The 19,872-nt window shown below is 40.3% G+C and carries 20 protein-coding genes and 1 CRISPR repeat array; of the genes, 14 read left to right on the top strand and 6 right to left on the bottom strand.

Translation table 11 applies throughout. From position 1 onward, the window contains the following. Nucleotides 1–4 precede the first annotated feature (4 nt). Together cas2 and csn2-St are read left to right on the top strand one after the other, a co-directional pair. The gene (gene cas2, locus N8M95_RS02590; RefSeq protein WP_001268300.1) at nucleotides 5–328 is read left to right on the top strand and encodes a CRISPR-associated endonuclease Cas2; all 324 of its coding nucleotides are present in this window, start codon (nucleotides 5–7) and stop codon (nucleotides 326–328) included. Continuing rightward, entirely contained in the window at nucleotides 325–1,368 is a 1,044-nt protein-coding gene (gene csn2-St, locus N8M95_RS02585; RefSeq protein WP_033681977.1) for a CRISPR-associated protein Csn2-St, read from the top strand. Before cas2 ends, csn2-St begins: the two co-directional genes overlap by 4 nt. A gap of 70 nt (nucleotides 1,369–1,438) precedes the next feature. Beyond that, nucleotides 1,439–2,661: direct repeats of the CRISPR family, unit length 36 nt; unit sequence GTTTTTGTACTCTCAAGATTTAAGTAACTGTACAAC. Between the two features lie 74 nt (nucleotides 2,662–2,735). Here the strand turns inward: csn2-St and yidA are convergent. Beyond that, on the bottom strand, nucleotides 2,736–3,542 hold the full coding sequence (yidA, locus tag N8M95_RS02580) for a sugar-phosphatase (RefSeq protein WP_020902345.1): 807 nt from the start codon (nucleotides 3,540–3,542) through the stop codon (nucleotides 2,736–2,738). 12 nt (nucleotides 3,543–3,554) lie between these two features. Beyond that, on the bottom strand, nucleotides 3,555–4,859 hold the full coding sequence (locus N8M95_RS02575) for an HD domain-containing protein (RefSeq protein WP_261116551.1): 1,305 nt from the start codon (nucleotides 4,857–4,859) through the stop codon (nucleotides 3,555–3,557). A gap of 71 nt (nucleotides 4,860–4,930) precedes the next feature. Between N8M95_RS02575 and N8M95_RS02570 the strand changes: the two genes are divergently transcribed. After that, a complete protein-coding gene (locus N8M95_RS02570) occupies nucleotides 4,931–5,308 on the top strand; it encodes a YwiB family protein (RefSeq protein WP_134973868.1) in 378 nt (125 codons plus the stop codon). 487 nt (nucleotides 5,309–5,795) lie between these two features. Here N8M95_RS02570 and N8M95_RS02565 read toward each other — a convergent pair whose 3' ends face one another. The 3 genes from N8M95_RS02565 to coaA form a co-directional block, all read right to left on the bottom strand. Next, nucleotides 5,796–6,320, bottom strand: a complete 525-nt coding sequence (locus tag N8M95_RS02565; protein WP_061864064.1) for a DNA topology modulation protein — start codon at nucleotides 6,318–6,320, stop codon at nucleotides 5,796–5,798. 52 nt (nucleotides 6,321–6,372) lie between these two features. Further along, the gene (rpsT, locus tag N8M95_RS02560; RefSeq protein WP_001274000.1) at nucleotides 6,373–6,609 is read right to left on the bottom strand and encodes a 30S ribosomal protein S20; all 237 of its coding nucleotides are present in this window, start codon (nucleotides 6,607–6,609) and stop codon (nucleotides 6,373–6,375) included. 67 nt (nucleotides 6,610–6,676) lie between these two features. Continuing rightward, nucleotides 6,677–7,597 (bottom strand): type I pantothenate kinase, encoded by a 921-nt coding sequence (gene coaA / locus N8M95_RS02555; protein WP_120164238.1) that lies wholly within the window; start codon nucleotides 7,595–7,597, stop codon nucleotides 6,677–6,679. Between the two features lie 172 nt (nucleotides 7,598–7,769). Here coaA and N8M95_RS02550 point away from each other — a divergent pair, with 172 nt between their 5' ends. The 8 genes from N8M95_RS02550 (at nucleotide 7,770) to N8M95_RS02515 (ending at nucleotide 15,523) form a co-directional block, all read left to right on the top strand. Beyond that, nucleotides 7,770–8,360: a class I SAM-dependent methyltransferase gene (locus tag N8M95_RS02550; RefSeq protein WP_314725958.1), complete on the top strand. Its 591-nt coding sequence runs from the start codon at nucleotides 7,770–7,772 to the stop codon at nucleotides 8,358–8,360. Beyond that, nucleotides 8,357–9,634 (top strand): pyrimidine-nucleoside phosphorylase, encoded by a 1,278-nt coding sequence (locus N8M95_RS02545; protein WP_261116550.1) that lies wholly within the window; start codon nucleotides 8,357–8,359, stop codon nucleotides 9,632–9,634. The genes N8M95_RS02550 and N8M95_RS02545 overlap by 4 nt, the downstream gene beginning before the upstream one ends. 19 nt (nucleotides 9,635–9,653) lie before the next feature. Next, nucleotides 9,654–10,316: a deoxyribose-phosphate aldolase gene (gene deoC, locus N8M95_RS02540; RefSeq protein ID WP_261116549.1), complete on the top strand. Its 663-nt coding sequence runs from the start codon at nucleotides 9,654–9,656 to the stop codon at nucleotides 10,314–10,316. Beyond that, nucleotides 10,303–10,692 carry a cytidine deaminase gene (locus tag N8M95_RS02535; RefSeq protein ID WP_094753725.1) on the top strand — a complete coding sequence of 130 codons (390 nt, stop codon included), beginning with the start codon at nucleotides 10,303–10,305 and terminating at the stop codon, nucleotides 10,690–10,692. Before deoC ends, N8M95_RS02535 begins: the two co-directional genes overlap by 14 nt. 89 nt (nucleotides 10,693–10,781) lie before the next feature. Beyond that, complete coding sequence (locus N8M95_RS02530) at nucleotides 10,782–11,834, top strand: BMP family lipoprotein (protein WP_001036137.1); 1,053 nt, start codon at nucleotides 10,782–10,784, stop codon at nucleotides 11,832–11,834. Nucleotides 11,835–11,977: 143 nt separating this feature from the next. After that, on the top strand, nucleotides 11,978–13,513 hold the full coding sequence (locus tag N8M95_RS02525; RefSeq protein ID WP_261052511.1) for an ABC transporter ATP-binding protein: 1,536 nt from the start codon (nucleotides 11,978–11,980) through the stop codon (nucleotides 13,511–13,513). Next, nucleotides 13,506–14,564, top strand: a complete 1,059-nt coding sequence (locus N8M95_RS02520) for an ABC transporter permease (RefSeq protein ID WP_050390200.1) — start codon at nucleotides 13,506–13,508, stop codon at nucleotides 14,562–14,564. Before N8M95_RS02525 ends, N8M95_RS02520 begins: the two co-directional genes overlap by 8 nt. A 2-nt stretch (nucleotides 14,565–14,566) precedes the next feature. After that, nucleotides 14,567–15,523, top strand: coding sequence for an ABC transporter permease (locus N8M95_RS02515; protein ID WP_000029124.1), 957 nt, complete (start codon nucleotides 14,567–14,569; stop codon nucleotides 15,521–15,523). A gap of 37 nt (nucleotides 15,524–15,560) precedes the next feature. Here N8M95_RS02515 and plsY read toward each other — a convergent pair whose 3' ends face one another. Next, nucleotides 15,561–16,202 (bottom strand): glycerol-3-phosphate 1-O-acyltransferase PlsY, encoded by a 642-nt coding sequence (plsY, locus tag N8M95_RS02510; RefSeq protein WP_261116548.1) that lies wholly within the window; start codon nucleotides 16,200–16,202, stop codon nucleotides 15,561–15,563. Nucleotides 16,203–16,337: 135 nt separating this feature from the next. Between plsY and parE the strand changes: the two genes are divergently transcribed. From parE to N8M95_RS02495, 3 genes are read left to right on the top strand one after another with little or no spacing between them, the layout of a single operon-like run. Next, nucleotides 16,338–18,281, top strand: coding sequence for a DNA topoisomerase IV subunit B (parE, locus tag N8M95_RS02505; protein WP_261116547.1), 1,944 nt, complete (start codon nucleotides 16,338–16,340; stop codon nucleotides 18,279–18,281). Nucleotides 18,282–18,308: 27 nt separating this feature from the next. Beyond that, a complete protein-coding gene (locus N8M95_RS02500; protein WP_261116546.1) occupies nucleotides 18,309–19,142 on the top strand; it encodes an aminoglycoside 6-adenylyltransferase in 834 nt (277 codons plus the stop codon). Beyond that, nucleotides 19,123–19,857: a CPBP family intramembrane glutamic endopeptidase gene (locus N8M95_RS02495; protein ID WP_261116545.1), complete on the top strand. Its 735-nt coding sequence runs from the start codon at nucleotides 19,123–19,125 to the stop codon at nucleotides 19,855–19,857. The genes N8M95_RS02500 and N8M95_RS02495 overlap by 20 nt, the downstream gene beginning before the upstream one ends. Nucleotides 19,858–19,872: the final 15 nt, after the last annotated feature.

The following is a 19,872-nucleotide window of genomic DNA, read 5'->3' as shown; positions in this document are numbered from 1 at the left end:
AGAAATGAGGTATGAAGCATTGAGATTATTGTGTTTTTTTGATCTACCAATGGAAACAAATCAAGAAAAAAGAGTCTATCGTAATTTTCGGAAAGACTTAATCGCAAACGGCTTTGAAATGTTGCAGTTTTCTGTTTATTATAGAACCTGTCCTAATCGAAGTTTTGCTAGTAAATTCTATAAAAAATTAAGTCAGAGTAATTTACCAAGTGGGAATGTCCGTTTGCTAGCTGTGACTGAAAAACAATTTTCTGAAATGGTTTTAATAATTGGTGGAAAAACAAAGCAAGAAGAAGTAGTCAGCGATAATAAGTTGGTAGTTATATGAAAATGAACATTAGTCATCCATACAAGGATAATATTTCATTAAGTTTTGGTCAATTTACTCAAGTTGTGGGACAAGATCAGCAACTAAAGTATTATATTTGGCAGATACTATTATGGTATTTTGGAGGAAAAAAATATAGTGAGGAAGATTTAGTTCTATTTGAACAAAATGAGCCTAAAATACTGATAGATGATACAGTTGTTTCCCGTTCAGAATTTAGTGTTATTCAAATATCCAATATCAATGATTTGATTGAACAAATGGAATATAAAAAAGGGACAGTAGCTTATGGTTATCTAAAGAAAAAAATTACTTCTATTGAGATAATGGAGCAAATTGAAAATATCAATGACAATCTAGATAGGATTTCACTTCAATTGAATCAGAAGTTGAATCTTCAATTAGATGACATTATCTATCATACTGAAGCAAAATATTTTAATACGGATCAATTGATTCAAAAGAATTTTTTACCATACTTTGGAACAAATGATAAAAATATTTCATTTGAATTTGTAGATAATAAGATAAAGTTTTTATTATTTCTTTCCATGTTAGAAGTTATGGCGACAAACAGTTCTGAAAAGTTTTTGCTTGTCTTACGAAATTTGGACGATTTTCTATCCTATAATGATTTTGTTGAATGTTGCGAGAAAATGGAGTTTCTGACTAATCATAGCGATTCATTATATATTGTTTTATTTCCTTCCAATGAAGGTTATCTTCATGTCACGAAAGAAGTTTTAGAGGAAATCAATATTGTTTCCGATTATGTTGATCATTTTTATTCTCTAGAATTTATGTATGATCGCTTTACCAATCAGTATCCAATAAATCAAATGCCTGATGAACAAGAATTTTTAACTTCTTTAAGAAAAATTGGATCCTATTTATTTAGCTCGGACATTCTCCACATGAGTTTATCTGTAGAAGATCAAGTAGCATTAAAAATTTTGAATAATTTGTATCAGTACAAAATGAAAATAAAATTCTGTATTGAATCAATCAATCCAATGTTATTGAAATATTTGGAAGAATAGTATTGACGAGTGAGATTTAAGGCTTTATAATGTTTTTGAGGGAACAAAAATCAAAATTGACGAATTTGAGGTTTTTGTACTCTCAAGATTTAAGTAACTGTACAACCATGGAAAAATGAAGATGGCGTAACAATTGGTTTTTGTACTCTCAAGATTTAAGTAACTGTACAACCTGGAAACAATTCTTTTGAAAAGCCATGCTGTTTTTGTACTCTCAAGATTTAAGTAACTGTACAACAGGTATTCAACAATAACTCTCAATCCATCAGTTTTTGTACTCTCAAGATTTAAGTAACTGTACAACTCGTGGAATGATTGAATAACTCTTTTGCTGGTTTTTGTACTCTCAAGATTTAAGTAACTGTACAACCGCAGGAGACTTTGGTATCTATAATGCTACGTTTTTGTACTCTCAAGATTTAAGTAACTGTACAACTAGCCTCTAATCACTTCTCTTTTCAAGTCGGTTTTTGTACTCTCAAGATTTAAGTAACTGTACAACCTGTAATATAGTAAGGAGTATCCCCCTCCAGTTTTTGTACTCTCAAGATTTAAGTAACTGTACAACAAGGTATGCGTTGGGGTCGTAGAAAATCTGGTTTTTGTACTCTCAAGATTTAAGTAACTGTACAACCTATATCTGGATATGACGGTCTTTCAGGATGTTTTTGTACTCTCAAGATTTAAGTAACTGTACAACTCCAATTGATTTAATGTCCTACTATGAATTGTTTTTGTACTCTCAAGATTTAAGTAACTGTACAACTCGGTATCACTTTTTATTTTGTCTGATAAAGTTTTTGTACTCTCAAGATTTAAGTAACTGTACAACATTTTTTGAAAAAGGAGCGGTAAACCGACAGTTTTTGTACTCTCAAGATTTAAGTAACTGTACAACGTCGCCTATTTTGACTTGATAAATTTGGGAGTTTTTGTACTCTCAAGATTTAAGTAACTGTACAACCTACATCTGGAATTTCAAAAGGCAAGTATGTTTTTGTACTCTCAAGATTTAAGTAACTGTACAACGACAGAAACAAAACCAGATATTATTGATTTGTTTTTGTACTCTCAAGATTTAAGTAACTGTACAACTTATCCGGATTAATATCTTTATATTCACCGGTTTTTGTACTCTCAAGATTTAAGTAACTGTACAACTCTTCCGAGAGGTTCAAAGGTCTTGCGAGCGTTTTTGTACTCTCAAGATTTAAGTAACTGTACAACCCTCGCTCGTTTACTGGGAGAAAAAAGGAGGTTTTTGTACTCTCAAGATTTAAGTAACTGTACATTTAGATAATATTAACAATTGTTTAACTTATATAAAAACCCGCTCTGCTGAGCGGGTTTCGTCTATTCTTATCTTCTTACAGTACCCATGTACGGATGGCATGGGCAACGCCAGATTCGTCATTTGTTTTGGTGATGTATTTGGCGATTTTTTTGATTTCTGGATTTCCATTTTCCATGACAACGGGGTTTCCAACGACTTCCAGCATGGCACGGTCATTTTCTTCGTCTCCGATAGCCATGGTTTCATCTTTGGTCAATCTGAGTTTTTCAGCTAGGTGAGTGATGGCTGAACCTTTGTTTACATTCTTTTTAAGGAGTTCGAGGTAGAAAGGAGCAGACTTGTTGATAGAGTAGCGTTCGTAAAATTCTGCTGGGATTTTTTCAATCGCAGCATCGAGAATCTCTGGTTCATCAATAAACATACACTTGACGATTTCTTTATCAGCCATTTCTTCAGGAGTTCGGTAGAAAATAGGCATGCTGACGAGGGTTGATTCGTGCACTGTATATTTTCCGATATTGCGATTTGCAGTGTAGATACCGTCCTTGGTAATGGCATGCATGTGGACACCGAGCTTACGACTGAGGAATTCCATATCCAGATAATCCTCATAAGTCAAGGATTCGCTGATAATCTCATGGCCGGTCGCAGTTTCTTGGACAAGGGCACCGTTGAAAGTTACCACATAGTCACCCTCGTCTCTCAACTGCAGGTCGTCCAGAAGTTTGGCAACACCTGCGATGGGGCGGCCAGTTGCAATCACGACTTTGACACCAGCTTCTTTGGCATCTTGGATGGCAGAAAAAACTTCAGGTGTGATTTCCTTTTGGCTATTGACTAGGGTACCGTCAATATCGACGGCGATTAGTTTAATACTCATAAATTTCCTCTTCTAGTTTTTATTTGGGGTAAAATGATCGTTCTCAATCAAGTGTAAAAATTGCTGGGTGATACTTGCGAAGATGCTGTTTTGGTCTAACATTTCTTTTGGAAAATAGAAACGATTATCTCCGTGGCGACTACCAGCAAGGGATTGAACGATAGGAGACAGGCTAGAGAGTTCCGCCAGTTGACCATTTTTCTGTAAAATCTCAATCTGTGTCCGAGGATTTTCAGATTCGGGACGATAGATATCATAAGGGAGGTCAAAGTTCTTATGAATGGCAGTATAGTAGTCGGGATCAAAGCCAATGTCCTCAACCAATTTTCTCATGCTGGCAAGTTGGTTTTGGTCTTCTTGTGAAAATGTGATGGATTTAAAGACCTTACGGTTGACAAAACGTTGCGACAAGTCTGCAAGAATCTTATCAGGACTGGTCATCCAGAGCTGGAAGTAGGTATTCATTACACCATCATCCAGAGCCAGATAATCAGACAAGGTCACATTTTTTTCAAAGAAAGGCAGGAGATGTGGAGAAGTTCGTGCAAAGAAGTCTTTATCCGTAGGATAGAGTTCCTTGGCGCGCTTGAGGAGATTCTGTAGGAGAACTTCCATAGCGCGTGTTGCTGGGTGGAAATAAACCTGCATGTACATCTGGTAGCGACTGAGGACGTAGTCTTCGATGGCGTGCATGCCATTGCGCTGAAAGGCGATACCATTTTCGACAGGACGAATGACTCGGAGGATCCGAGTCAGGTCAAATTCCCCATAGGAAGCTCCCGTAAAATAGGAGTCACGCAAGAGATAGTCCATGCGGTCCGCATCAATCTGACTGGAAATGAGTTGCACGACCTGCTTGTTAGGATAGGTATGGTCAATGACACTGGCTACCTTTTCTGGAAAATCTGGCGCCACTTGTAGCAGGACTTGGTGAATCTCCGTTTCAGGACTTTGGATAATCTCCTGAGTAATGGCTTCATGGTCTGTATCAAAGAGATGTTCAAAAGTATGGGAGTAGGCACCATGTCCAAGGTCATGTAGGAGAGCAGCTGTCATGGTCAAGAGAGACTCGGCAGGATTCCATTCCTTAGGATATTTTTCTTCAAAAATCTCTGTGATGCGACGAGCAATCTCATAGACTCCAAGACAATGAGAGAAGCGACTGTGTTCTCCACCGTGGAAGGTATAACTGGAAGTTCCCAGTTGTTTGATACGACGCAAACGCTGAAATTCTTTTGTATTAATCAAGTCATAGATGATTTGATTATTGACATGGATGTAGTTGTGAACTGGGTCACGGAATACTTTTTCGTTCATATGACCATTATAGCAAAAAGCTAGAGTTTTTGGTAAAATAGTAGGACAAGAGACAAGAAAGAGGACCTGATGTGAAGATTCGGATGCGAAATACGATTCAGTTTGATGAGCAGTTGGAAGTGATTGACCAACTTTATGACGTGGAAGTGCATGAAAAAGGAGATTATAGCTACCTGCTTTTCTATAATGAGGAAAAGGAAAAAGTAGTGATTAAATTTCATGGTCAAGAGCTGGTGATGAGTCGTTTTTCCAATCCCAAGACCATTATGCGCTTTCTAAAGGATAGCAATAGTTTAGCCTATATTCCTACACCTATGGGCATGCAGGAGTTTATCATCCAAACGAGCCATTATCAAGTTGATGGGCAAAAGATTGAACTAGATTATCAGCTACAAAACCAAGAGGGACATCCCTTTGCCAGCTATCAATTGGAAATTACTTGGGGCTAAGTATAACTGGGTCCGAGCCTATAGTAACAAAGGTGAAAGAGTGTATGAAATCAGGCTTTTCTTGCACATTTTTAGTAGCTGAAACCTTTATTTTTTCAGATTAAGGTTATAATAACCATTCCATAGCCCATTATTTATTAAAGCAAAGTATAGTTTCCATCTCCTCTTATACTCGTTTTAAATGAGTAGAGTGGATTTGAGACCTAGTAATTTTGATTATGATCTTATTATCTCTGCCCAGAGAATCAATTGTGAATTGATTATTTTATGAGTTATCGAGACTATAAGTATGGGGCACTAGTGCTATATTATCCTTTTATATTCAAGATCTCAAAATTGATAAAAGGGACAATGAATATCCCTTTTTATTTTTATCGAATTCAGAGTTTTAGATAGGATAGATTGGTAAATAATGAAGAAAATATTTTGGAAAAAATAGACACCAAAAAGTATCTTTGTCTTCCAAATAGTACTAACGTTATCCACGTTAGTTTTTCTTCTTGTTTTCGTGAGTCTTTATAAAGTAATCCATCTCCTTTTGAGACCTAAGGATGACAATTTTATCTGGATAGGTTTCTTGAACCCACTTGTAGCGTTCCTTAGCGGATTTGCTTCGTCCGTCCCAGAGAATCCATCTGATAAACTCCCAATTAAATTGTTCTGGACAACCAGCTGCCATACTTTCTCTGACCTTGCCTCGGTATTTGAGATAACGTTTAAAAGCCCGAAATAGACAAGTCCATGGTGAAAAGTTGAGAAAGATAATTTGGTCAGCTTCCTGCATTCTTTCTTCGTAATAGCACCAAGAATAATTTCCATCGATGACCCAAGATTCATTCTTTGTGAGAAAATTTTTCATCTCGGTCAACATCCATCCGCGGTCACTGTCTTGCCAACCAGGTTGAAATTGGAGTGTGTCCATGTGAAGTTTTGGGATGGAGTAGTAGTGAGACAACTTTTCTGCTAGAGTTGACTTACCAGCACCAGAATATCCGATAATTGCGATTTTCATTTTCTACCTTTTCCTATTTGAGGACAAAAAAACAGCCTCTATGGACTGTTTCTTATTTAGCAAGTTTAGCTGAAAGACGAGCTTTGTCGCGGCTTGCTTTGTTTTTGTGAATCAAACCTTTAGTTTCTGCTTTATCGATAGCTGAGCTAGCAGCACGGAAAAGTTCTTCAGATGGGTTTGCTTCGAAAGCTTTGATAGCAGTACGCATAGCTGATTTTTGAGCTGAGTTCTTTTCGTTTTGTTTAACGTTCAATTCAGCACGTTTGATAGCTGATTTAATGTTTGCCAATGTTCTTACCTCCATATTTACTAACTATACCATTATATCTGAAAACTTACGTTTTGACAAGGGAAAATTATTTTTTTAAGTAAATTTCATCGATTTCATGATTCTTTGTTTTATGAAGAATCACTTCCGCACGGTTTCTGGTTGGTTCAATATAATTTTGTAGATTTGTGAGATTGATACTGGTCCAGACCTGATGGGCAAAGGATTCCACTTCCCCGATTGGCATTTGTGTAAAACGATAATAGTAGCTATCAGGGTCGTTTTGGGCAAGGCTCAGCATTTTCAAGAAACGGTCCAGATACCAACTCTCGATGTCATCTACTGAGGCATCAACATAGATTGAAAAGTCAAAGAAGTCAGTTATATAGAGGCGCTCATTTTGTGGATTCTGAAAGACATTAATCCCCTCAACAATTACAAAGTCTGCAGCTTTGACGCTTTGTTTTTCCTCAGGTACGATGTCGTAGACTTCATGAGAATAGACAGGAATATCTACATCTTGTCCATTTTTGATGTGGTCCAAGAAGTTGAGAAGAGCTTCCATATCATAGCTTTCAGGAAATCCCTTACGATTTAGAATCCCTTGCTCAATCAAGGTCTGGTTGGGATAGAGAAACCCGTCAGTTGTTACTAACTCAACCGTAGCATCTGTAAGTGTACGGGACAGTAGGATTTGAAGTAGGCGACTGGTTGTGGATTTTCCAACGGCCACACTCCCAGAAACTCCAATGATAAAAGGCTGGGATTTGCTTTCGCGTTGAAGGAAAATCCCTTTTGAGAAGGCCAAATCATCCTTGGTCCGTTTGTAAATCTGGATGAGATGGGCTAGGGGAAGATAGACATCGGTAACATCCTGTAGACTAATCTGGTCATTAAAACTCTTGATGGATTCTAATTCCTCTTCAGTCAAAGGAGGTGTTGTCTTTCGATGTAACGATTGCCAAGTCTGGCGGCTGATTTTTTCAAAATGTAAAAATTCGTTGGTCATAAGTTTGTCTTTCTGATTCGATATCTTAGTATAGCATATTTTGGGACTAAAAACATCTAGTATCTTATAGAAAAAGTTTCTCTCGATTAAAACAATAATGACAAACTACATCGTATTGTCAAATTACTTGGAAACGATTTAATATTTCGTTAAATTATGGTAAAATAGTTTCATGAGTAAAATGTATTATGCAGAAAATCCCGACGCTGCTCACGACATTCATGAGTTGAGAGTGGACTTGTTGGGACAAAAAATGACCTTTTTGACTGATGCGGGTGTTTTTAGCAAGAAAATGGTTGACTTTGGAAGTCAACTCTTGCTCAAGTGTCTTGAGGTCAATCAAGGAGAGACTGTCCTTGATGTAGGCTGTGGTTACGGGCCTTTGGGTTTGTCCTTAGCTAAGGTTTATGGAGTTCAGGCGACCATGGTCGATATCAATAATCGTGCCTTGGATTTGGCGCGACAAAATGCTGAACGAAATAAAGTAGAAGCGACGATTTTCCAGTCCAACATCTATGAACAAGTTGAAGGACATTTTGACCATGTCATTTCCAATCCTCCTATCCGTGCGGGCAAGCAAGTGGTTCATGAAATCATTGAGAAAAGTAAAGATTTCTTGGAAACTGGTGGAGATTTAACAATTGTTATCCAGAAAAAACAAGGGGCCCCAAGTGCTAAGTCTAAGATGGAAGATGTGTTTGGTAATTGTGACATCGTCAAAAAAGATAAGGGATACTATATCCTTAGAAGTGTGAAAGAATGAGAGCAGTTGATTTAATCCAAAAGAAACGAGATGGTCAAGAACTGACTTCGAGTGAAATTGAATGGCTGGTAGAAGGCTATGTGTCAGGAATTGTCCCTGATTATCAGATGTCTGCCTTTGCTATGGCTGTTTATTTCAAAGGAATGACGACTCGAGAAATCTCTGACCTAACTATGAAGATGGTCAAGACAGGGCAAGAGTTTGATTTATCAGCTATTGATGGGGTTAAGGTTGACAAGCATTCTACGGGTGGTGTTGGTGATAAGGTGACCTTGATTTTGGCTCCCCTTGTTGCTAGCTTCGGTGTGCCTGTGGCAAAAATGAGTGGTCGTGGTCTCGGCCATACAGGCGGAACAATTGATAAATTGGAGTCCATTAAGGGTTATCAAGTAGAACGTAGTCAAGAGGATTTTATTCGTCAGGTTCAGGATATTGGAGTGTCCGTCATTGGGCAAGCAGACCAGCTTGTTAAAGCAGACAAGCTTCTTTATGCTCTCCGTGATGTGACCGCAACTGTCGACACGATTCCTTTGATTGCGAGTTCGGTGATGAGCAAGAAAATTGCGGCAGGAGCGGATGCTATTTTGCTTGACGTGACTGTCGGTGAAGGTGCTTTCATGAAGACGGCTGATGAGGCGCGAGAACTGGCTCAAACCATGGTGGAGCTTGGTAAGGCAGTTGGTAGAAAGACGGTAGCAGTGATTACGGATATGAGCCAGCCCTTGGGACGAGCGATTGGAAATCGTCTGGAAATCCTTGAAGCACTTGAGATTTTACAAGGACAAGGCCGTCAGGATATTACCCACTTTATTTGTGAGCTGGCTCAAATTATGCTTGGTTTGGCAAATGTAAACAAGACAGTTGAAGAAGTTCACCAACATCTTGAAAATGGCCAAGCGCTGGCTAAGTTTGAGGAGATGGTCCAAGCTCAAGGTGGAGACTTGGAAGACCTCTATCGTCCAGTTAATGTGGCCCATGTGGTGGATATTCCTGCCCAGGGAACAGGTGTCATTTCAGCTCTTCCAGCCATGGAATTTGGCCTTTATGCTATGAGACTGGGTGCTGGTCGTGCAGTCAAGACTGATGATTTGGACTATGAAACTGGAATTGTTTTTGAAAAGAAAGTTGGAGATTCCGTTCAAAAGGGAGAAATTGTTGCAAAAGTATACACAAATGGAAAAAATTCTCCTCAGCTAGTTACAGATTTTCAAAAATATGTTAAAATAAATGATAGCGTGCAAAGTTTACGAGAAATTATAGAAATAATCTCATAAACCGCAGGAGAATCCGAATATGAAATTAAATAAATATATCGATCATACGCTTTTAAAACAAGATGCGACAGAAAAACAAATTGATTGTTTGTTGTCTGAGGCTAGAGAGTATGATTTTGCCAGTGTTTGTGTTAATCCGACCTGGGTTGGATATGCTAAAAAAGGGCTTGAAGGTACAGATGTCAAGGTCTGTACAGTGGTTGGTTTCCCCTTGGGAGCAACAACTTCAGCCGTGAAAGCGTTTGAAACTAAAGAAGCTATCCAAAATGGCGCAGATGAGATTGATATGGTGATCAATGTCGGTGCCCTCAAATCAGGAAATCTTGATTTGGTTGAGTCGGATATTCGCGCAGTAGTAGAAGCAAGTGGTGACAAGTTAGTGAAAGTCATTATTGAAGCTTGCCTACTGACAGACCAAGAAAAAGTTGTGGCTTGCCAATTAGCTCAAAAAGCTGGAGCTGATTTTGTTAAAACATCTACTGGCTTTTCAACTGGTGGTGCTACGGTAGCAGATGTCACGTTAATGCGTGAAACAGTTGGACCTGATATGGGAGTCAAGGCTGCTGGCGGAGCTCGTTCTTGTGCAGATGCTCTTGCCTTTGTGGAAGCAGGTGCGACTCGTATCGGAACGTCAGCTGGGGTAGCCATTTTAAAAGGAGAATTGGCAGATGGCGACTACTGAGTTGATTGAACTAGCAATTGAAACCAGCAAGAAAGCCTATGTACCCTATTCTCATTTTCCAGTCGGAGCTGTTTTAGTGGCGAAAGATGGTAGCACTTATACAGGTGTCAATATCGAGAATGCTAGTTATTCTTTGACCAACTGCGGAGAGCGTACAGCGATTTTTAAAGCAGTTTCTGAAGGCCAAAGAGAATTTTCAGAATTGATTGTCTATGGACAAACTGAAAAACCAATCTCACCATGTGGTGCTTGTCGCCAAGTGATGGCTGAATTTTTTGAACAAGATCTAAAAGTGACCTTAGTCGCAAAAGATAAATCGACGGTCGAGATGACGGTCGGGGAATTACTTCCATACTCTTTTACAGACTTAAACTAGTCTGAGTCGCTCTCTGAGTGGCACGGTCCTTGTGGCCAACCAATCCATACTTGCAACATCGTTGCACATCTTATTTAGGAGGTTCAGTAATGAACAAGAAACAATGGCTAGGCCTTGGTCTAGTTGCAGTGGCAGCAGTTGGACTTGCTGCATGTGGTAACCGCTCTTCTCGTAACGCGGCTTCATCTTCTGATGTGAAGACAAAAGCAGCAATCGTCACTGATACTGGTGGTGTTGATGACAAATCATTCAACCAATCAGCTTGGGAAGGTTTGCAAGACTGGGGTAAAGAACACAATCTTTCAAAAGATAAAGGTTTCACTTACTTCCAATCAACAAGTGAAGCTGACTACGCTAACAACTTGCAACAAGCGGCTGGAAGTTACAACCTGATCTTCGGTGTTGGTTTTGCCCTTCACAATGCAGTAGAAGAAGCAGCAAAAGACCACTCTGACTTGAACTATGTCTTGATTGATGATGTGATTAAAGATCAAAAGAATGTTGCGAGCGTAACATTTGCTGATAATGAAGCTGCTTACCTTGCAGGTGTTGCAGCAGCTAAAACAACTAAAACAAAACAAGTTGGTTTTGTAGGTGGTATTGAATCTGAAGTTATCTCACGTTTTGCAGCTGGATTTAAAGCTGGTGTTGAGTCAGTAGACCCATCTATCAAAGTACAAGTTGACTATGCTGGTTCATTTGGTGATGCTGCTAAAGGTAAAACAATTGCAGCAGCACAATACGCAGCTGGTGCAGACGTTGTTTACCAGGCAGCAGGTGGAACAGGTGCTGGTGTCTTTGCAGAAGCAAAATCACTCAACGAAAGCCGTTCTGAAAGTGAAAAAGTTTGGGTTATTGGTGTTGACCGTGACCAAGTAGCAGAAGGCAAATACACTTCTAAAGATGGAAAAGAATCAAACTTCGTTCTTGTATCTACTTTGAAACAAGTTGGTACAACTGTAAAAGATATTGCTAACAAGGCAGAAAAAGGTGAATTCCCTGGCGGTCAAGTGATCGTTTACTCATTGAAAGATAAAGGGGTTGACTTGGCAGTAACAAACCTTTCAGAAGAAGGTAAAAAAGCTGTTGAAGATGCAAAAGCTAAAATCCTTGATGGAAGCGTAAAAGTTCCTGAAAAATAATGGATGGAAGTCATTTCTTAGGAAGCGGCCCTCGGCCGCTTTTTTAAGAGTTGAGGCAAAGTCATTTTGTCTCAGTAAAGCTTGCTACTAGACAAACTAGCAAGTTTTATTGAAATAAAATAAGAATCTGAAAGGAAGAGCACATGGCACACGAAAATGTCATTGAGATGCGTGATATTACCAAGGTGTTTGGTGAATTTGTTGCCAACGACAAAATCAACCTGCACCTACGAAAAGGTGAAATTCATGCACTTTTAGGAGAAAATGGGGCTGGAAAGTCCACGCTCATGAACATGTTAGCAGGGCTTCTTGAACCAACCAGTGGTGAAATTGTGGTCAACGGTCAAGTTGTCAACCTCGATTCACCATCTAAAGCGGCTAGCTTGGGAATTGGAATGGTTCACCAGCATTTTATGTTGGTAGAAGCCTTCACAGTGGCTGAAAACATCATTTTAGGTAGTGAATTAACTAAAAATGGTGTATTAGATATCGCTGGAGCTAGCAAAGAAATCAAGGCTCTTTCTGAACGTTATGGCTTAGCGGTTGACCCTTCTGCCAAGGTAGCAGATATCTCAGTTGGAGCCCAACAACGTGTAGAAATTTTAAAAACCCTTTATAGAGGGGCTGATATCCTTATCTTTGACGAACCAACGGCCGTTTTGACTCCATCAGAAATTGATGAGTTGATGGCTATTATGAAAAATCTTGTCAAAGAAGGAAAATCAATTATCTTGATTACCCATAAGTTGGATGAGATTCGCGCAGTTTCTGACCGAGTTACAGTTATCCGTCGTGGGAAATCAATTGAAACCGTCGAAATTGCAGGGGCTACCAATGCTGATTTAGCAGAAATGATGGTGGGTCGTTCTGTTTCCTTTAAAACAGAGAAACAAGCCTCTCAACCAAAAGAAGTGGTCTTGTCTATTAAAGACTTGGTGGTCAATGAAAACCGCGGTGTCCCAGCTGTGAAAAATCTGTCCTTGGATGTTCGTGCTGGAGAGATTGTTGGTATTGCGGGGATTGATGGAAATGGTCAGTCTGAACTGATTCAAGCCATCACAGGCCTTCGCAAGGTTGAATCTGGTAGCATTGAGCTAAAAGGAGATTCAATTGTAGGCTTGCACCCACGTCAGATTACCGAGTTGAGTGTTGGGCACGTTCCAGAAGACCGTCACCGTGATGGCTTGATTTTGGAAATGATGATTTCTGAAAATATTGCTCTTCAAACCTACTACAAAGAACCACATAGTAAAAATGGAATTTTGAACTATTCAAATATTACCTCTTATGCTAAAAAGCTAATGGAAGAGTTTGATGTTCGTGCTGCAAATGAATTTGTTCCTGCAGCTGCACTCTCAGGAGGAAATCAACAAAAAGCAATTATTGCTCGTGAAATTGATCGAGATCCGGATCTCCTTATCGTCAGCCAGCCAACTCGTGGGTTGGATGTCGGTGCCATTGAATATATCCACAAACGCTTGATTGAAGAGCGTGATAATGGCAAGGCTGTCCTTGTTGTCAGCTTTGAATTGGATGAGATTTTAAACGTCTCAGATCGTATTGCCGTTATCCATGATGGTAAGATTCAAGGTATTGTATCACCAGAAACAACCAATAAGCAAGAACTTGGTGTCTTGATGGCTGGTGGAAACTTGGGAAAGGAGAAGAGTGATGTCTAAAAAATTACAACAAATTTCGGTTCCCTTGATTTCTGTCTTCCTTGGAATTTTACTTGGAGCCATTGTCATGTGGATCTTCGGTTATGATGCTATTTGGGGCTACGAGGAATTGTTCTATACAGCCTTTGGTAGCCTGCGTGGGATTGGAGAAATCTTCCGTGCTATGGGGCCTTTGGTCTTGATTGGTCTAGGTTTTGCTGTTGCCAGTCGTGCAGGTTTCTTTAACGTCGGACTTCCTGGTCAGGCCTTGGCTGGTTGGATTCTCAGTGGTTGGTTTGCCTTATCTCATCCAGATATGCCACGTCCCTTGATGATTCTAGCAACCATCGTGATTGCCCTGATTGCTGGTGGAATTGTCGGTGCCATTCCGGGTATTCTTAGAGCCTATCTAGGGACGTCAGAGGTTATCGTAACCATCATGATGAACTACATTGTCTTGTATGTAGGGAATGCCTTTATCCATGCCTTTCCTAAAGACTTCATGCAAAGTACAGATTCGACCATTCGTGTTGGGGCTAATGCAACCTACCAGACACCTTGGTTGGCTGAGTTGACTGGTAATTCACGGATGAATATTGGTATTTTCTTTGCCATCATTGCAGTTGCAGTTATTTGGTTCATGCTCAAGAAAACAACTCTTGGTTTTGAAATTCGTGCAGTTGGTCTTAATCCTCATGCATCAGAATACGCTGGTATTTCTGCAAAAAGAACGATCATCCTTTCAATGATTATTTCAGGTGCCTTGGCAGGTCTTGGTGGAGCTGTTGAAGGTCTGGGAACCTTCCAGAACGTTTATGTTCAGGGATCGTCATTAGCTGTCGGATTTAACGGAATGGCAGTTAGTCTGCTTGCGGCCAACTCACCAATTGGTATTCTCTTTGCAGCCTTCCTATTTGGTGTTCTCCAAGTTGGAGCCCCTGGTATGAATGCGGCGCAGGTACCATCTGAGCTTGTCAGCATTGTAACAGCGTCTATTATCTTCTTTGTCAGTGTTCATTACCTTATCGAACGCTTTGTCAAACCGAAAAAACAAGTTAAAGGAGGTAAGTAAAGATGTCTATTACAACCTTGCTCACCCTCTTGGTGTCTTCTATGCTGATTTACTCAGCCCCCCTCATCTTTACAAGTATCGGTGGTGTTTTCTCTGAACGTGGTGGTGTGGTAAACGTCGGCCTTGAAGGAATTATGGTTATGGGTGCCTTTTCTGGAGTTGTCTTTAACCTTGAATTTGCAGAACAATTTGGAGCAGCAACTCCATGGCTATCCTTGCTTGTAGCAGGATTGGTTGGAGGCCTCTTCTCTATCATTCACGCAGCAGCGACGGTTCATTTCCGTGCAGACCATGTTGTCAGCGGTACGGTATTGAACTTGATGGCGCCAGCCTTGGCTGTTTTCTTAGTCAAAGTTCTTTATAACAAAGGACAAACCGACAACCTAAGTCAGACTTTTGGACGCTTTGACTTCCCAGTCTTGGCAAATATCCCAGTGATTGGTGATATCTTCTTCAAGTCAACTAGCCTTCTTGGTTACTTGGCGATTGCCTTCTCGTTCCTTGCTTGGTTTATTCTCTTCAAAACGCGCTTTGGTCTCCGTCTCCGCTCTGTTGGTGAACATCCTCAAGCAGCGGATACCTTGGGAATCAATGTCTACAAGATGAGATATTTAGGGGTTATCATTTCAGGTTTCCTAGGTGGAATTGGTGGAGCGATTTATGCTCAATCCATCTCAGTTAACTTCTCAGTGACAACTATTGTTGGACCTGGATTTATCGCCCTTGCCGCGATGATCTTTGGGAAATGGAATCCAATCGGAGCCATGCTTTCTAGTCTCTTCTTTGGACTTTCACAAAGTTTGGCTGTTATCGGATCTCAATTGCCATTCTTACAAGGAGTGCCTGCGGTTTACCTTCAAATCGCACCTTACGTTTTGACAATTCTTGTCTTGGCAGCTTTCTTTGGAAAAGCAGTCGCACCAAAAGCAGATGGTATTAACTATATCAAATCAAAATAAGCATACAAAAAACGTCAGTACAATATGTACTGACGTTTTATTTTTTTGGATGTTGATGAGTTAGGTTCAATCCCCAAGGGACCAAATTTTCAGTTTTATTTTTGATGCGAGCGATATTATCCTTATGACGAATGATAATTAAACTAGCGAGTGCTAGGATAATGGAGATGAAGAGAGGGTCATAGTGATTCAGGATAAAACCAAAAAGCGGAAAGAGTAGAACCCCGATGACAGCCGCGATAGATGCTGTGACACTAGACAGTGAAATCATACTACCAAGATAGAGGGTTCCAAAGAAAATAACTGCAAGGTAGAGGCAGAATATAGGCGCAAATCCGAAAATCACACCAGCACTGGTTGCGACAGCCTTACCACCCTTAAATCCTGCAAAGATAGGGAAGGTATGACCAATAACAGCCAAAAGTCCAAAGATGAGAGGCGAAACACCTTGCAGATGAAAAATAATCGGAAGAAGCGTTGCTAGAGTTCCTTTGAAAAAGTCAATCACAAAGGTCGCCATACCAGCTTTTTTACCTAAAATGCGGAAGGTATTGGTTGTCCCAGTGTTACCAGAACCATGTTCGCGCAGATTGATTTGAAAAAATACTTGTCCAATCCAGAGACCAGATGGAATCGAACCCAGCAGATAGGCTAGGATTAATAAAACTATTGTAATCATACTCCTATTATATCATGAAATGGAGAAGAAAGGCAGAGAATCTCTTCTGAAATTGTCACTCCGGAGAAAGAAAAATTTTGCAAAATCCTTGGAAAACCTGTAGAATAGTAAAGATGAACGAATAGGAGGTTCCTTGTGTCAAAAAAGGAAATCAATATTAATAATTATAATGATGATGCCATTCAGGTGCTAGAAGGGTTGGATGCGGTTCGAAAACGTCCAGGGATGTATATCGGATCGACTGATGGAGCAGGTCTCCACCACCTGGTCTGGGAAATCGTCGATAATGCTGTCGATGAAGCCTTGTCTGGATTTGGTGACCGTATTGATGTGACCATCAATAAAGATGGCAGTTTAACGGTTCAAGACCACGGACGTGGGATGCCGACAGGTATGCACGCTATGGGAATCCCAACAGTTGAGGTTATCTTTACTATTCTTCACGCCGGAGGAAAGTTCGGTCAAGGAGGATATAAAACTTCTGGTGGTCTCCACGGGGTTGGATCTTCCGTTGTAAACGCCCTATCAAGCTGGTTGGAAGTTGAAATTACCCGTGATGGTGCAGTTTACAAGCAACGTTTTGAAAATGGTGGCAAACCTGTTACGACTTTGAAGAAAATCGGTACAGCGCCTAAGTCTAAGACAGGTACCAAGGTTACGTTTATGCCTGATTCGACTATCTTTTCTACGACAGACTTCAAGTACAATACCATTTCAGAGCGCCTCAATGAATCAGCTTTTCTCTTAAAAAATGTGACCTTATCTCTGACGGACAAACGAACAGATGAAGCGATTGAATTCCACTATGAGAATGGGGTACAAGACTTTGTTTCTTATCTGAACGAAGACAAGGAAACCTTGACCCCAGTCCTTTACTTTGAAGGGGAAGACAATGGTTTCCAAGTGGAAGTAGCTCTCCAGTACAATGATGGATTTTCAGATAACATTCTGTCCTTTGTCAATAACGTTCGTACCAAGGACGGCGGAACGCATGAGACAGGACTCAAATCTGCTATCACTAAGGTCATGAATGACTATGCGCGTAAGACGGGGCTTCTCAAGGAAAAAGATAAAAACCTTGAAGGTTCAGACTATCGTGAGGGACTAGCAGCCGTTCTTTCTATCTTGGTTCCTGAAGAACATCTCCAGTTTGAAGGACAGACCAAGGACAAACTAGGAAGTCCACTAGCTCGCCCAGTTGTGGATGGAATAGTGGCTGATAAGTTGACCTTCTTCCTTATGGAAAATGGTGAATTGGCTTCTAACCTCATCCGCAAGGCTATCAAGGCGCGTGATGCTCGAGAGGCGGCTCGCAAAGCGCGTGATGAGAGCCGGAATGGTAAGAAAAATAAAAAAGACAAGGGCTTATTGTCTGGAAAATTGACCCCAGCTCAGTCTAAGAATCCTGCTAAGAATGAACTCTATCTAGTCGAGGGGGACTCTGCGGGTGGTTCTGCCAAACAAGGCCGTGACCGCAAGTTCCAGGCTATTTTGCCTCTTCGTGGTAAGGTTATTAATACAGCCAAGGCAAAGATGGCGGATATCCTCAAAAATGAAGAAATTAATACCATGGTTTATACCATTGGTGCGGGTGTTGGGGCAGATTTTTCTATTGAGGATGCCAACTACGACAAGATTATTATTATGACCGATGCGGATACCGACGGTGCCCATATCCAGACCTTGCTCTTGACATTTTTCTACCGCTACATGCGTCCGCTAGTCGAGGCAGGCCATGTTTATATCGCCCTTCCGCCTCTTTACAAGATGTCTAAAGGAAAAGGTAAGAAAGAAGAAGTGGCTTATGCTTGGACTGACGGTGAGTTAGAAGAACTACGGAAGCAGTTTGGTAAAGGAGCCACCCTCCAACGCTACAAGGGACTTGGTGAGATGAATGCAGACCAACTCTGGGAAACAACCATGAATCCGGAAACTCGAACTCTCATTCGTGTCACTATCGAAGATCTTGCTCGCGCCGAACGTCGCGTCAATGTCCTTATGGGGGATAAGGTCGAGCCACGCCGTAAGTGGATTGAGGATAATGTCAAGTTTACGCTGGAGGAGACAACAGCATTTTAAGTCAGTTTTTAATCAATGGGTATCAACATGAGAACAGAAACAGAAATGCTCGATGTGATTTTACAGACTGCCCAAACTTTACAAGTCGAGGCTGTCGCTATGTCTGGTTCACGAACTGATACAAAAGCACCAAAAGATGAATTTCAAGACTATGATGTAGTTTTTGTTGTGGACGACTTAGATAATCTGACGAGTGACCTTGCTTGGTTGGACTCCTTTGGTAAACGTATCATTGAGCAACATAATGTCCTAGGCAACCGTCGTCTTTATCTTATGCTCTTTGAAGATGGTAACCGTATTGATTTGACTCTATGTCCTAAAGAGTATATCAAGGAGTGGGTAGAAAGCGAAGCGGATTTCACGGTGCTAGAGGACACTAAGGGCTTGTTTGCGCCATATTCTCCAAATCCTCAGCGTTACTGGACAAGTTCAGCTAGTCAGATAGATTTTGAAAAAGTCTGCAATGAATTTTGGTGGGTGTCTGCCTATGTAGTCAAGGGCATTTGTCGTAATCAGCTCATCTATGCGACCGACCATCTCTACAGTATTTGTCAACAAGAACTCTTGAAAGTCTTGGCTTGGCAAGTGGTAAGTGACAGGGGAAGGGTAGACATTGGAAAGAATTATAAGTATCTCTTTAACTATTTACCTGATGAGAAAGAGAAGGAATTCTTTGCTCTGCTTGATTTCTCCAGTTTAGATAAAATCAACCAGTCTTTATTTGCTACCATGGAACTTTTCCACCAAGAGGCTCAGACCCTTGCCCAAAAGATGGGCTTTGACTACGATAAAGAAGTAGCCGAGAAGATGATGAGATATGCTGAGGAGAGACTCGAAACAAATGAAACATTTACAAAATAATAAGATAACAAAATTTTTACTGATTAGTTTTCTCATTTCTTGGGGATTTGGTTGGGGATTGCTCGCTTTTCTGACGCAAATGAGCCTCTTAATTCTAACGAGTCCACTGGGAGTTTTTCTCCATCTACTAGGAGGTTTCGGTCCAACCATTGCAGCCATTTCTTGTTTACCTCAAAAATCCATTAAAAGCATAGTCTCTTTTATCTTAGGGGACTCAAAGAAATATATTTTGTTATTTCTTTTACTAATTTTCGTGCAGACAGGTGTCATTGCTTTATCCTCTAAGGAGCTTAATACGGCTTTTCCACTAGGAAATTTGTTAGTTGTTTTTTTGAGTGCAGTCTGTGTTTATGGTGGCGAAGAAGAATTGGGATGGCGAGGCATCTTGCAACCAACTTTAGAAACTAGATTCTCCTTTTGGATTTCCGGTTTGATAACAGGTTGTATTTGGGCAATATGGCATGTACCTTTATGGTTTGTGATTGGAAGTTCCCAAAGTGGGATGCCTTTTATATTATTCAGTCTATTTGCAATTTATCTCAGTATTCTTCTAGCAGCTATTTTCAAAAAGACAAAGTCGGTCCTTTTTTGCGCCATTTTTCACGGTCTAATTAATACCCTACTTAGCTTATTTGTTATTAAAATTAATCTTTTATTCATTCTAGGATTAGTAGGATTGCTCTTCTTTTCTCACTACTTACAAAGAAACAGTTAAATTTATAAAATATAG

The sequence above is a fragment of the Streptococcus mitis genome, assembly GCF_946190325.1.
Lineage (GTDB): Bacteria > Bacillota > Bacilli > Lactobacillales > Streptococcaceae > Streptococcus > Streptococcus mitis_CF.
This window is presented reverse-complemented; position numbering and strand designations above follow the sequence as displayed.